Genomic DNA, 12,249 nt, shown 5'->3' with positions numbered 1-12,249 from the left:
CGGCCGCTCGGACGGCGCGTCAGTACTTCGAGGGGACGCCGAGGTACTCGTCGAGCGTGAGGCCTGAGGACTTCAGGTGCGTGGCCACCGAGACGCCGACGTGACGCAGGTGCCACGGCTCGTACGCGTAGCCGGTGACCGACGTCTTGCCCTTCGGGTAGCGGACGATGAAGCCGTAGCGGTGCGCGTTCTTGGCGACCCATCGGCCCGCGCGGGTGTCGCCCCACGACTGCGAGATCGAGTTGACGTCGATCGCGAGACCCGTCTGGTGCTCGCTGTGCCCCGGTCGGGCGGAGCGCTTCTCCGCCGTCGCGAATCCGTACTGACGGATCTTCGCCGCGTACACCGACTTCTGCGAGGCGTAGGAGCGGAAGCCCGAGATGATCCGCAGCGACACCCCGTCGCGCGCGGCCGCCGCGCGCATCTTGGCGAACGCGTGCGTGAGCTCGGGGCGCAGCCCGTTGCCGTAGCTGGAGGGAAGCGGCAGCGACTTGTTCACGATGAGGATGTCGCGGATGCGCATCGGCTTGCCCGGCGAGTGCGTGGAGACGGCGGGAGCGCCCGCGGCTCGCCACTGGGCCGCCGTGACCGGGGTCAGGTAGCCCTGCGAGCGGTGGTAGATGGTGCGGCCGATCGACAGCCGGATGAACGAGTCGCCGGGGATGCGGGTGCGGATCTCCGGCCGCGGCTTGCCGATCGACGCATACTGCGCCGAGGTCAGCCGCACGATCTGGTCGACCGAGCGGTCGCCCTTCCTGTGCGGCCACGTGATCAGAGCGTGGACGGGGCTGTAGGAGGTCTTGACGTACACGGTCGGCGCGATGGCGACGCGCGGCTTGCCGGCGGCGGCGTAGGCGACCGTCGAGACGGCCCGTTTTGCACCCGCGGTGCTGATGAAGTAGATGTTCTGCGACCACCGCGCGCGGTAGTAGCCGCCGTACACGACGGTCAGCGGCGGACGGCTCGCCGCGGCGTACTGCGCCGCGTTGAGCTTATGACGGTCTCCGTCGGGCGTGCGGACGTAGCGATCGACCGCGCTCGACGCGTAGCGCCAGTAGCGGGAGGTCGGGACGTGGGCGACGGTCGCGACCCGAGGCTCCCCCGCCGCGGCGAACTGCGCGCGGGTGAGCGTGCGCACCCGGTCGACCGCAGTGTCGCCGCTGCGCTGCGGGAAGGTGATGAGGGCGTACCGGGACGCCGACCAGGAGGTCTTGACGTAGCGGATCGGAGCCGGCCGCTTCGCCACGCCCTTCGCCTTCCACGCGCTCAGCGTGAGCTCCTTCACGACCCCGTCGGTCCAGGACTCGTAGACGGTCGAGGTCCAGGGGACGCTGAAGTAGCCGTAGACGGTGGGCGACGGCGTGGGAGTGGGCGACGGAGTGGGAGTGGGCGTGGGAGTCGGCGTGACGGTCGGGCTCGGGCTGACGGTCGGCTCGGCGGTCGCGCTCGCGGTCGGCTCCGGCGACGGACCCTCGTCCTCCGCGGAGGCGGTCACCGGAGCGGCGGCGAGCGCGACGATCACCGCCGTGGTGACGGCGAGCAGGCGCACACGGGCGAGCAGCGACATGGGATCAGGCCTTCGGGTACCCGGGATGTGGCGCCAGACTACACGTCCGCCCGCCCGCACATGCGGACGGGGTGGATGCCGATGCGGCATCCACCCCGTCTGAGGCCCTGTGGACTCAGGCCTGCAGCGAACCCTGGAGGTCGAGCGTGATGGTGACGTCCTTGCCGACGAGCACCCCGCCGGTCTCGAGGGCGGCGTTCCAGGTGAGGCCGAAGTCCTCGCGGTCGATGACGGTCTTCGCCGTCGCGCCGGCCTTGTAGTTGCCCCACGGGTCGGTGCCGAAGCCGCCGAACTCGAGCTCGAAGGTGGCGGGCTTGGTGACGCCGCGGATCGTCAGGTCGCCGTCGACGAGGAAGTCCCCGCCCTCGTAGCGGACACCGGTGGAGACGAAGTCGAGCGTCGGGTAGGTCTCGGTGTCGAAGAAGTCGGCCGAGCGGAGGTGGTTGTCGCGGCCCTCGTCCTTCGTGTCGATGGAGGCGACGTCCACGGAGGCCTCGACGCGGGCCTCCAGCGGGTTCTCCGGCGCGATGATCGTGGCGCTCTTCAGGCCGAACGTCCCGCGCACCTTCGAGATCATCATGTGGCGCACGCTGAAGGAGACTTCGCTGTGCGAGGGGTCGAGCACCCAGGTGCCCGCCTTGTAGCCGGGGATCTCGAGCGTGGTGGTGGTGTCGGTCATGTCATTCCTTCGCAGAGGTGGAAACGGTCTGGCACGGTGAAACGCCGCGCGCCAGGATCTATTCCCGCGAATGAAAAAACGTCCGCGACCGACGTGCGATCGCGGGACGAACGAGAGCGGGGGCGGCCGCCGTGCGGCGCGCCGCCCCCGCTCGGATCGAACGACTCAGCCGACGGCGAGCAGGTCGATGATGAAGATCAGGGTCTTGCCGCCGAGGAAGTGGCCGCCGGCGGGGCCGTAGGCCAGGTGCGGCGGGATGACCAGCTCTCGGCGGCCGCCCACCTTCATGCCCGGGATGCCGTCCTGCCATCCCTGGATGAGACCGCGGAGCGGGAACTGGATGCTCTCGCCACGGCCCCAGGAGGAGTCGAACTCCTCCCCGGAGTCGTACTCGACCCCGGCGTAGTGCACGGTGACGGTGTCGCCCGGCTGGGCCTCGGCGCCGTCGCCCACGATGAGGTCGCGGATGACGAGGTCGGAGGGGGCGGGGCCGTCGGGGGCGTCGAACTCGGGCTTGGTGCGCTCATCAGTCATGCCTCCATCCAAGCACGCCGCGCCCATCGGGTCACCCGGTGCGGCCCGGGGGCGACGACCCTTGACAGCGGATCGAGCCCGTGGGGACAATGGGGCAGATCAACTCAGCGCTCGGTCGACACGCAGGCATCGCCGCGGCACCGGGCGCTGAGTCTTGCTACCGGGAGCCGGCGTCCCGGCTCAGCAGCGCCGAGCGCGCACCGATCGTCCGGGTCAGGAAGACCCGCTCGTCGTGCGCGGCGGCGGCGTCCCTCCCGCTCAGCGCGCGCTGGCGCGCCGCCGCGAGCGCGGTCGCCTCGTGGATGAAGTCCGCCATCAGGGGCCGTCGGTCGCCGGGGAGTGTGCGCGCCCACGCCATCGCGTGCCGACGTCCGCGCGCCGTCGCGAGCATCTCCACCTCGGCCCCGCTGAACCACCCGGCGGCGGCGTACTCCCCCAGACGGTCGCGGGTCAGCCGAGCCTCTTCGCGGCGCAGCATCAGCACGCCGCCCACGAAGGCCAGGAAGAGCGGGACCTGGAGCGTGGCGTACAGCGCGAAGAAGTCCGCGAACATCGCGGACCCGTTCCACACCGCGTGGAGCACGGCCGCCCCCAGCATCCCGAGCAGCCAGGGTCCGAGCGCGCCCGAGGTCGACGCCCCGCTCCGCGCCGCCCGGCCGAGGGCGTAGCCGGTGACGGCCGTGAACATCACGTGCGCGAACGGCGATAGCACGCCCCGCAGCACGAAGGTGAAGGTGACCTCGGTGACGCCGCCCTCGATGAGGCTCGTGGCGAAGTAGAGGATGTTCTCGGTGAACGCGAACCCGGCGCCCACGAGGGCGCCGTACACGACGCCGTCGACCGGGCCGTCGAACGCGCGCCGGCCGAAGACGAAGAGGAGAAGCACGCCCAGCCCCTTGGCGACCTCCTCCACCACGGGCGCCTGGACGACGGCCGAGAACGCGTCGCCGAGGGCGGGGTCGACGACGACCATCGCCGGGGACAGCGCGAGGTCGACCAGCAGCGCCAGGCCCACCGCCCCGACCGCTCCCCACGCCACGGCCGCGATCACCAGGCCGCGCGGTTCGGGCTCCCACCGGTCGATGAGCCGCACCGCCAGCAGCACCCCGGCCAGCGGGATGACGGCGAGGACCATGCCGATCGCCGAGGCGGCCACACCCAGGAAGGTGACGAGGTAGGCGGCCAGCCCGCACGCCATGACGGTCAGGAGCGCGAACAGCCAGATCGGCGCCGCTCTGCCGGCGCGCACCGGCACGGGGAGGGACGGCGATGCGGTCGCGTGCGGCACCGCCGCCGGTGATCCGTGAGGGGGCTGTGCGAATGCCGAGGGGAAGGCCATGACGCTCAGCCTAGGGTCGGCTCCCCCGTGCGCGCCGATCCGCCGGGTAGCCTGGGGGGATGCGCTTCGCCCACGTGACCTCGGCCGCGTCCGTCGATCCGCGGCTCGCCGTCGTCCGCGGAGACGAGGCGCTTCCGGTCGCCCCGCTGTTCGCCGGCGCCCCGGACGACCTGCAGAGCCTCATCGAGGGCGGCGACGTCCTGCTGAGCCGGGTGCGCGAGGCGGCCGCGTCGGCCACCGGCTGGCAGCCGGTCGCGGACCTCGGCTTCGCCACGGCGGTCAGCCGGCCGCCCGTGGTGCTCGCGGTCGGGCTGAACTACGCGGCGCACTCGAGCGAGCTGGGGTTGAAGGCCGACAAGGCGCCCACGGTGTTCGTGCTGTGGCCGGGATCCCTGACCGGTCACGACGCCACGACGACGTGGCCGCGCTCGCTCAGCGAGTCCGTCGACTACGAGGCGGAGCTCGGAGTGATCATCGGGACCGCCGCGAAGGACGTCGCCGAGGCGGACGCGCTCTCTCACGTCTGGGGCTACACGGTGGTCAACGACATCACCGCGCGGGACATCCAGTTCTCGGAGGCGCAGTGGTCGCGCTGCAAGTCGTTCGACGGGTTCACCCCCACCGGACCTGTCGTCGTCACCGCCGATGAGATCGCCGACCCGCAGGACCTCCACATCTGGGCCGTCGTGGACGGGCAGACGGTGCAGGACGCGACCACGGGTCAGATGATCCGGTCCGTCGCCACCCTCGTGTCGCACCTGTCGCAGTCGGCGACGCTCCTGCCCGGCACGCTCATCTCCACGGGCAGCCCCGGCGGTGCCGGGTACTCGCGCGATCCGCAGATCTTCCTCCGCGACCGCTCGACCGTGACCGTCGGGATCGACGGGATCGGCGCACTCACGACCCACTGCCGCATCCTCGGCTGAAATGCGGCAACGGGCGGCGCCGTGCGGCACCGCCCGTTGCTGAGGCCGAGGTGTCAGCGCGACTGCTCGAGCACCTCTTCGCACGAGAGCGTCACACCGTTGACCTCGACGGTGCCGGCACCCCCGTTGTCGATGCACGCCTGGATCTGGGTCGCCAGGTCGCCTCCGACGTTGACCCAGAAGCTGATCACGACGATCGCGATGATCGTGCCGACGACCAGCAGGACGGAGCTGATGATGATGGCGGCGAGGGCGAAGCCGTTCTTCTGCCCGGCCTTGCGGCTCTGCACCAGCGCGACGATGCCCAGCACGAGCGCGATCAGCTGCAGGAAGAAGGACAGCACGAACGCGACGATGCCCATCGTGCGACCCGGGATCGGCGTTCCCGGCGCCGGCGCCTGACCGTATCCCGCGTTGTAGGCGGGCGCCGCCGGCGGCGCGGCCGGGTAGGCGGGGGTCTCGTAGGCCGGCGGCTGCGGCGGGTTCTGCGGGTCGGTCATGGGGCTCTCTCCTCACGTCGCCGGACGTCCCGGCATGGCGACGCTATCGGCATCCGACGGCCCGGCGCAAAGGACCGCGCCGATCAGCCCTCGACGAGGTTCTCGGCGGGCTGGACCACCGGGATCGCCTGCGTGATCGCCTCGAGACCGGACAGGCGGGCCGGCGACAGCTGCTTGTCCACTTCTTCGCGCGTCATGAGGCCCGCCTCGACGACGAGGTCGCCGACGTTGCGGTGGGTGAGCAGTGCGGTCTTGGCCAGCGCCGCCGAGGCCGCGTAGCCGATGAAGGGCGTGAGCGCCGTCACGACGCCGACCGACGCGCCGACCATGGCGCCCAGCCGCTCGCGGTTGGCGGTGATGCCGTCGACACAGTTCACGCGCAGGGTGCGCATTCCGCGGCGCATCCACGTGATGGACTGGAAGATCGAGTGCGCGATGACCGGCTCGAACGCGTTCAGCTGCAGCTGGCCGCCCTCGACGGCCATCGTGACGGTGAGGTCCGCGCCCGCCACGGCGAACGCGACCTGGTTGACGACCTCCGGGATCACCGGGTTGACCTTGCCCGGCATGATGCTCGATCCTGCCTGACGCGCCGGCAGGTTGATCTCGCCCAGCCCCGCCTGCGGTCCCGACGACAGCAGCCTCAGGTCGTTGCAGATCTTGGAGAGCTTGATCGCGTTGCGCTTGAGCGAGGAGGAGAACGACATGAACGACCCGGTGTCGCTCGTCGCCTCGACCAGGTCGTCGGCCGTGGCCAGATCGAGCGCGGTGATCTCGCGGAGGTGCCGCAGCACCGCGGCCGCGTAATCCGGGTGCGTGGTGATGCCGGTGCCGATGGCCGTCGCGCCCATGTTGATCTCGTAGAGCAGGTAGGCGTTCTCGGTGAGGCGCTGGTGGTCGTAGCCCAGGGTCGTGGCGAAGCCGTGGAACTCCTGGCCGAGCGTCATGGGCACGGCGTCCTGCAGCTGCGTACGGCCGATCTTGAGGATGTCGTGGAACTCCACCGCCTTGGCCAGGAAGGACTGCCGCAGGAGATCCAGCTCCTCCAGCAGCGACTTGAGGTCCAGGCTCAGTCCGATCTTCACCGCCGTGGGGTACACGTCGTTGGTCGACTGGCTGCGGTTGGTGTGGTCGATCGGCGACAGGTAGGCGTAGTCGCCCTTCTCGCGGCCGGCGAGTTCGAGCGCGATGTTGGTGATGACCTCGTTCGCGTTCATGTTCGTGGAGGTCCCGGCGCCGCCCTGGATCACCCCCACGACGAACTGGTCGTGGAACTCGCCGTCGATGACGCGCTGGGAGGCGCGATCGATGAGGTCGGCGCGCTCGGCGTCGAGGACGCCGATCTCGAGGTTCGCCCGCGCAGAGGCCTGCTTGACCATCGCCAGCGCCTTCACGAGATCCGCGTACACCGAGATCGGCCGTCGCGAGATCGGGAAGTTCTCCAACGCCCGGGCGGTGTGGATGCCCCAGTACGCGTCGGCGGGGATCTCGAGGGATCCGAGGGAGTCGGTTTCGGTGCGCGTCGTTGCGTCCAGAGCCATGTGTGGGAGTCCTTGTGGGTCTCGAGGGGGGTGGCGGATCAGCTTCGAGCCTAGTCGCGCAGCGCCGGGGCGACGATGTACTCCGTGTACATCGTCGCCCCGGCGTTGTACGAGACGGCGCGTGCCCGCCGTCAGCGGCCGAGCGGCGTCATGTCCGCGTACCGGTCCCCCACGGGCGCGGCGAGGGCGTCGAGGCGCGCGCGCTGCTCCGCGGTGAGGACCACCGCATCGGCCGCCACGTTCTCCTCGAGGCGCTCGACCCGGCGCGTGCCCGGGATCGGCGCGATGTCGTCGCCCTGGGCGAGCAGCCAGGCGAGCGCCACCTGCGCGGGAGTGGCACCCGCGTCCGCCGCGACGGCCTCCACCGCCTCCACGATGCGGAGGTTCTGCTGGAGCGCACCGTCGACGAACCGCGGGTTCGAACGGCGGAAGTCGCCCTCGGCGAGCTGATCGGTCGATCGGATCGCCCCGGTGAGGAAGCCGCGGCCGAGCGGCGAGTACGGCACGAACCCGATGCCCAGCTCGCGCAGCGCCGGCAGGAGCTCGGCCTCCGGGTCCCGCGTCCACAGCGAGTACTCCGTCTGCACGGCGGTCACCGGGTGCACCGCGTGCGCGCGGCGGATCGTGGACACGGCCGCTTCCGACAGCCCGTATCCGAGGATCTTGCCCTCCTTCACGAGCTCCGCCAGGGCGCCGACGGTCTCCTCGATCGGCGTGTCCGGGTCCATGCGGTGCTGGTAGTACAGGTCGATGCGGTCGGTGTTCAGCCGCCGCAGCGATCCCTCCACCGAGAGACGCACGTTCTCCGGCGACCCGTCGAGGCCGGGGGCGTCGCCGGCGGTGTGGCGGATCGTCCCGAACTTGGTCGCGATGACGGCGTCGTCGCGACGGCCGGCGAGCGCCCGGCCCAGCAGCTCCTCGTTGACGTACGGCCCGTAGATCTCGGCCGTGTCGAGGAAGTTCACGCCGAGCTCGAGCGCGCGGTGGATCGTCCGGATCCCCCCTTCGTCGTCCTCGCGGGCACCCGCGTAGAACGCGCTGATGCCCATGAGTCCGAGTCCGAGGCGGCCGATCTGCGGTCCACGGGAACCGAGGCGGATGGTCTTCATGCGGTCTTCTCCTTCTGCCGGTAGACGGCGATCTTGTAGTCGATGGCGGCGAGGCTCGCCGTGATCTCCTCCAGCTGGGCGAGGACGCCGCGGCGATGACGCAGCAGCAGCTCCAGCCGAGCGTCGACGGTGTCCTCGCCCGCGCGCACGAGCTCGGTGTACGCCCGGATCGTGGCGATGGGCATCCCCGTCGATCTCAGGCGGGTGAGGAACTGCACCCAGCCGATGTCCGCGTCGCTGTATCGGCGGTGCGTCGACGAGGCGCGGTCGACGGGCGTCAGCATGAGACCGGCCCGCTCGTAGTACCGCAGCGTGTGGGTCGTCAGGCCGGTCGCCGCGGCGGCGTCCGAGATCGAGAGTCCGTCGTGGAGGAGGGTCATGTCCTCACGGTAGAACTTAGAGTGCGCTCTCAGTCAACCCGGGTCTCTCCGGAGCGCCGCGCGCCGCGAGCGACCGACCGGAACCGGATGCCCGTTACGGCTCGACGCCCACCATGGCGGCGCTGCGCTCCCACAGACGGGCCGCGAGCTGCGGATCCGCGGCGAGGCGGTGCGTCCGCGAGATGCGGTTCTCGGCGTAGTACGCGCCCGGTCGCCAGTCGGCGCCGGGGCGACCCAGGGCGAGCCAGGTGAGCCGTGATCCCCCGACCTCCACGGGGGTGAGCAGGCGCCGGGTGAGCGGATTGGTGTACATCCAGCGCCACGGACCGCGCGCGGCCGACGCGAAGCCGCTGGCGATGGCCCCGGGGTGGAAGGCGACGGCGGAGAGCCCGCTCGGGCCCAGGCGGCGCTGCAGCTCCGCGGTGAAGAGGATGTTCGCGAGCTTCGCGTTGCCGTACGCCGTCGACGAGGAGAACCGGCGCTCGGCGTCGAGGTCGTCGATGTCGAAACGGGAGAAGCGCCGCGCCGCGACGCTGGAGGTCTGGATCACCGACGCGCCGCTGTCGAGGAGACGGTCCCGCAGCAGCAGCGTGAGGAGGAACCCCGCCAGGTGGTTCACCTGGAAGGTGAGCTCGTGCCCGTCGACCGTGCTCCGCCGCCGGTCGATGATCCCGCCGGCGTTGTTGGCGAGGACGTCGATGCGCGAGTACCGCGCGCGCAGATCTGCGGCGAGCGCCCGCACCTCGTCGAGGACCGCGAAGTCGGCGACGAACCGGTCGACGCCGAGCTCGTCGGCGATGCGCGCGGTCTTGTCGGGATCGCGCCCGACGACCACGACCTGCTGACCCGCCGCGTGCAGCTGACGCGCGGCCGCGGCGCCGATGCCGTCGCTGGCGCCGGTGATGACGATCGTGCGGCTCACCGGTCGGCACCCGCCGCGGCGGCCCCGCCCGCGGGCCTCATACGGTCGGCTTCCGCGAGAAGGCCTCGAGCCGCTCCTCCGGGGTCAGCCGCGCCATCGCCGCGACCCACTCCGGCGAGAAGTACTCGCTCGTCTCCGCCTCGACCACCGGCACCACGGTATGGGTGATCGCGTCGTCGTAGACATGCACGAGGTGGAAGGACTGCCCGGCATCCATGCCGTTGACCGATGCCGGCGGCCGCTGGAGGTTCATCGTGTAGCAGGTGGCGGCGGCGACGCTCACCGGGATGCCGGCGAAGGTCCCGCTCGTCGAGTAGTGCAGGTGCCCCGCGAGGATCGCGCGCACGTCGGAGCCGGCGAGCACCTCGGCCAGCTCGGCCTGATGGCGCAGCTCGAGGATGTCGAAGAAGGGGATGTGACTCGGAAGCGGCGGGTGGTGCAGGGCGACGACGGTGCCGAGCGGCGCGGGCTCGGCGAGCACCTCCGAGAGCCAGGCGAGCTGATCCGCATCGAGGTCGCCGTGATGCCAGCCGGGCACGCTGGAGTCCAGGGCGATCAGCCGCAGTCCGCCGAGATCCCACACCCCGGTGACCGGCTCCTGGGTGGATGCGCCGTCCAGCAGCCCGGCCCGCAGCGCCGGGCGCTCGTCGTGGTTCCCGGCGACCCAGATCACCGGCGCCCCGAGCGCGCCCGCGAACGGCTCCACCGTCGCGCGCAGCGATCGGTAGGCGTCGGGCTCGCCGAGGTCGGTGAGGTCGCCCGTGACGACGATGGCGTCGGGGCGGACGCCGGTGCGCGTGACCGCCGCGAGCGTCGCCTCGAGGTTCGCGGCGGTGTCGTAGCGGCCCCCCAGCGGCCGGTTCGCGGCCAGCAGGTGGGTGTCGCTCAGGTGCACGATCGTGCGTCGCGCGGGAGGATGCACACCGAACTGGGGGTGCGCACCGGGCAGGGTGGGGGCGCTGTCCATGTCGGTCAGCCTACGCGGGGCCCAGGACGCGCGATCGCGCCCGGGGCAGGTCGCCGCAGGCCGGGTGCGGGACTCGGTGCAGCACTCAGTGCAGGACGATCAGGAGGAGGCCGGCGAGCACCGCCAGGCCCGACACGGCGAACGAGCCGTACGCGGCGACGAGCGCGACCGACTTCTGCCCCTCGGTGAGCGGGCTCTTGCGCGCGGCCTTCGCTGCCGCCTTCGCGGCGCGGTTCGCCTCCTTCTCGGAGATGATCGTGATCGCGTCGGTGAACTCCGCCGGTGCGACGACCGGGGCGCGACCGGCGCGGACGAGCAGCCGCAGTCCCAGCGCGTAGAACCCGACGACGAGGGCGGCGCCGGCCAGGGCCGCGGCGAACACCTCGAGGAAGGCGAACCAGTCGATCGTGACGCTCACTTCTTGTCGCCCTTCGTGCTCGCCTTGCCCGCCGTGGCTGCGCGCTCGGCCGCTTTGCGGTCCTCTGCGGCGCGCTTGGCGTCGGCCTTGGCCTTCGCCTTGCGGGCCGCCTTCTCACGGGCCTCCTGCTCCGCCTTCTGCCGCGCCTGCTCGCGGAGGATCGCCCGCTGACGGCGGGTGGGCGGCGGATTGCGCTTGACCTTCACGGCATGACCCGAGTCGGCGACCTCGCTCATCGCGTTGCCGGCGTGGACGGCATCGCGACGCGACCGCCAGAAGATGGCCAGCACGATGGCGACCGCGACCACGGCGCCCACGAGGACGCCCCACACCGGACCGAGCCACACGACGACGAGCGCGGCGGCGGCGCCGACGGCACCCGCCGCCGGCAGCGTCAGCAGCCAGCCGACGGCGATGCGCCCGACCGTGCGCCAGCGGACCGTCGAGCCGCGACGGCCCAGGCCGGAGCCGATGACGGAGCCCGACGCGACCTGGGTCGTCGACAGGGCGAAGCCGAAGAAGCTGGAGGCGAGGATGGTGGCCGCCGTCGAGGACTCCGCCGAGAAGCCCTGCGCGGGCTTGACGTCGGTGAGGCCCTTGCCGAGCGTGCGGATGATCCGCCAGCCACCCATGTAGGTGCCCAGGGCGATGGTGAACGCGCAGGCGAAGATGACCCAGAACTGCGGGTCGGCGTGCTCGCGGTCCTGCATGCCGGCGGTGATGAGCGCGAGGGTGATGACACCCATCGTCTTCTGGGCGTCGTTGGTGCCGTGGGCGAGGGCGACCAGGGAGGACGTGAAGATCTGCCCCCAACGGAAGCCGTCGCGGCCGTCGGGCTTGTTGTCGTAGCGCCGCGTCGCGGCGTAGGCGATCTTGGTGACCGCGAAGGCGATCACCCCGGCGGTGAACGGGGCGATGACCGCCGGGAGCACGACCTTGCTGAGGACGACGCCGAAGTCGATCGCCGCGGCGCTCGCTCCCACGAGCGTCGCACCGATGAGCCCGCCGAAGAGGGCGTGCGACGAGCTCGAGGGCAGACCCAGGAGCCAGGTCAGCATGTTCCAGGTGATGGCGCCGATGAGACCCGCGAAGATGATCGGCAGGAAGGTGCCCGGATCGATGCCGGACTCGTTGATCATGCCGTGCGAGATCGTCTTGGACACCTCGGTCGACAGGAACGCGCCCACCAGGTTCAGGACGGCGGCCAGGAGCACGGCCACCTTGGGCTTGAGCGCACCGGTGGCGATGGGCGTGGCCATCGCGTTCGCGGTGTCGTGGAACCCGTTGGTGAAGTCGAAGAACAGTGCCAGTGCGATCACCAGCACCACGATGAAGACTGCGGCTTCCACAGTTCGCTTTCCGTAGAG

Annotated in this window: 13 protein-coding genes; 1 reads left to right on the top strand and 12 read right to left on the bottom strand. The window is 71.2% G+C overall.

The annotated features are described in order from the left end of the window. Positions 1 to 19 precede the first annotated feature (19 nt). The 4 genes from ACPWUT_RS04760 to ACPWUT_RS04745 all read right to left on the bottom strand — a co-directional run bounded on the left by ACPWUT_RS04760 (position 20) and on the right by ACPWUT_RS04745 (position 4,119). Entirely contained in the window at positions 20 to 1,567 is a 1,548-nt protein-coding gene (locus ACPWUT_RS04760) for a M15 family metallopeptidase (protein WP_425841171.1), read from the bottom strand. Positions 1,568 to 1,682: 115 nt separating this feature from the next. After that, the gene (locus ACPWUT_RS04755) at positions 1,683 to 2,246 is read right to left on the bottom strand and encodes a YceI family protein (protein WP_425841168.1); all 564 of its coding nucleotides are present in this window, start codon (positions 2,244 to 2,246) and stop codon (positions 1,683 to 1,685) included. A 165-nt stretch (positions 2,247 to 2,411) separates the two neighbouring features. Next, positions 2,412 to 2,780, bottom strand: a complete 369-nt coding sequence (locus ACPWUT_RS04750) for an FKBP-type peptidyl-prolyl cis-trans isomerase (RefSeq protein ID WP_284529274.1) — start codon at positions 2,778 to 2,780, stop codon at positions 2,412 to 2,414. A gap of 157 nt (positions 2,781 to 2,937) precedes the next feature. Then, positions 2,938 to 4,119, bottom strand: a complete 1,182-nt coding sequence (locus ACPWUT_RS04745; protein WP_425841164.1) for a PrsW family intramembrane metalloprotease — start codon at positions 4,117 to 4,119, stop codon at positions 2,938 to 2,940. 59 nt (positions 4,120 to 4,178) lie between these two features. Between ACPWUT_RS04745 and ACPWUT_RS04740 the strand changes: the two genes are divergently transcribed. Further along, the gene (locus ACPWUT_RS04740) at positions 4,179 to 5,045 is read left to right on the top strand and encodes a fumarylacetoacetate hydrolase family protein (protein WP_425841161.1); all 867 of its coding nucleotides are present in this window, start codon (positions 4,179 to 4,181) and stop codon (positions 5,043 to 5,045) included. A gap of 53 nt (positions 5,046 to 5,098) precedes the next feature. Here ACPWUT_RS04740 and ACPWUT_RS04735 read toward each other — a convergent pair whose 3' ends face one another. From ACPWUT_RS04735 to ACPWUT_RS04700, 8 genes are all read right to left on the bottom strand, one after another. Further along, positions 5,099 to 5,545 carry a DUF4190 domain-containing protein gene (locus ACPWUT_RS04735; RefSeq protein ID WP_284529271.1) on the bottom strand — a complete coding sequence of 149 codons (447 nt, stop codon included), beginning with the start codon at positions 5,543 to 5,545 and terminating at the stop codon, positions 5,099 to 5,101. Positions 5,546 to 5,628: 83 nt separating this feature from the next. Then, positions 5,629 to 7,086 carry an aspartate ammonia-lyase gene (locus tag ACPWUT_RS04730; protein ID WP_284529270.1) on the bottom strand — a complete coding sequence of 486 codons (1,458 nt, stop codon included), beginning with the start codon at positions 7,084 to 7,086 and terminating at the stop codon, positions 5,629 to 5,631. 131 nt (positions 7,087 to 7,217) lie between these two features. Beyond that, positions 7,218 to 8,195, bottom strand: coding sequence for an aldo/keto reductase (locus ACPWUT_RS04725; protein WP_284529269.1), 978 nt, complete (start codon positions 8,193 to 8,195; stop codon positions 7,218 to 7,220). After that, the gene (locus ACPWUT_RS04720; protein ID WP_284529268.1) at positions 8,192 to 8,575 is read right to left on the bottom strand and encodes a MerR family transcriptional regulator; all 384 of its coding nucleotides are present in this window, start codon (positions 8,573 to 8,575) and stop codon (positions 8,192 to 8,194) included. The genes ACPWUT_RS04725 and ACPWUT_RS04720 overlap by 4 nt, the downstream gene beginning before the upstream one ends. A 94-nt stretch (positions 8,576 to 8,669) precedes the next feature. Next, on the bottom strand, positions 8,670 to 9,497 hold the full coding sequence (locus tag ACPWUT_RS04715) for an SDR family NAD(P)-dependent oxidoreductase (RefSeq protein ID WP_284529267.1): 828 nt from the start codon (positions 9,495 to 9,497) through the stop codon (positions 8,670 to 8,672). Positions 9,498 to 9,534: 37 nt separating this feature from the next. After that, positions 9,535 to 10,464: a phosphodiesterase gene (locus ACPWUT_RS04710; RefSeq protein ID WP_425841155.1), complete on the bottom strand. Its 930-nt coding sequence runs from the start codon at positions 10,462 to 10,464 to the stop codon at positions 9,535 to 9,537. Between the two features lie 85 nt (positions 10,465 to 10,549). After that, positions 10,550 to 10,882 carry a peptidase gene (locus tag ACPWUT_RS04705; protein WP_284529264.1) on the bottom strand — a complete coding sequence of 111 codons (333 nt, stop codon included), beginning with the start codon at positions 10,880 to 10,882 and terminating at the stop codon, positions 10,550 to 10,552. Further along, on the bottom strand, positions 10,879 to 12,231 hold the full coding sequence (locus tag ACPWUT_RS04700) for an inorganic phosphate transporter (protein WP_284529263.1): 1,353 nt from the start codon (positions 12,229 to 12,231) through the stop codon (positions 10,879 to 10,881). The genes ACPWUT_RS04705 and ACPWUT_RS04700 overlap by 4 nt, the downstream gene beginning before the upstream one ends. Positions 12,232 to 12,249 lie beyond the last annotated feature (18 nt).

The sequence above is a fragment of the Microbacterium sp. PA5 genome (genome assembly GCF_049860775.1).
Lineage (GTDB): Bacteria > Actinomycetota > Actinomycetes > Actinomycetales > Microbacteriaceae > Microbacterium.
Note: the sequence above shows the minus strand (reverse complement) of the source record. Positions and strands in the feature narration are given on the sequence as shown.

Coding starts and splice junctions, on each gene's coding strand:
- ACPWUT_RS04760 (WP_425841171.1), bottom strand. CDS start 1,567: ATGTCGCTGCTCGCCCGTGTGCGCCTGCTCGCCGTCACCACGGCGGTG.
- ACPWUT_RS04755 (WP_425841168.1), bottom strand. CDS start 2,246: ATGACCGACACCACCACCACGCTCGAGATCCCCGGCTACAAGGCGGGC.
- ACPWUT_RS04750 (WP_284529274.1), bottom strand. CDS start 2,780: ATGACTGATGAGCGCACCAAGCCCGAGTTCGACGCCCCCGACGGCCCC.
- ACPWUT_RS04745 (WP_425841164.1), bottom strand. CDS start 4,119: ATGGCCTTCCCCTCGGCATTCGCACAGCCCCCTCACGGATCACCGGCG.
- ACPWUT_RS04740 (WP_425841161.1), top strand. CDS start 4,179: ATGCGCTTCGCCCACGTGACCTCGGCCGCGTCCGTCGATCCGCGGCTC.
- ACPWUT_RS04735 (WP_284529271.1), bottom strand. CDS start 5,545: ATGACCGACCCGCAGAACCCGCCGCAGCCGCCGGCCTACGAGACCCCC.
- ACPWUT_RS04730 (WP_284529270.1), bottom strand. CDS start 7,086: ATGGCTCTGGACGCAACGACGCGCACCGAAACCGACTCCCTCGGATCC.
- ACPWUT_RS04725 (WP_284529269.1), bottom strand. CDS start 8,195: ATGAAGACCATCCGCCTCGGTTCCCGTGGACCGCAGATCGGCCGCCTC.
- ACPWUT_RS04720 (WP_284529268.1), bottom strand. CDS start 8,575: ATGACCCTCCTCCACGACGGACTCTCGATCTCGGACGCCGCCGCGGCG.
- ACPWUT_RS04710 (WP_425841155.1), bottom strand. CDS start 10,464: ATGGACAGCGCCCCCACCCTGCCCGGTGCGCACCCCCAGTTCGGTGTG.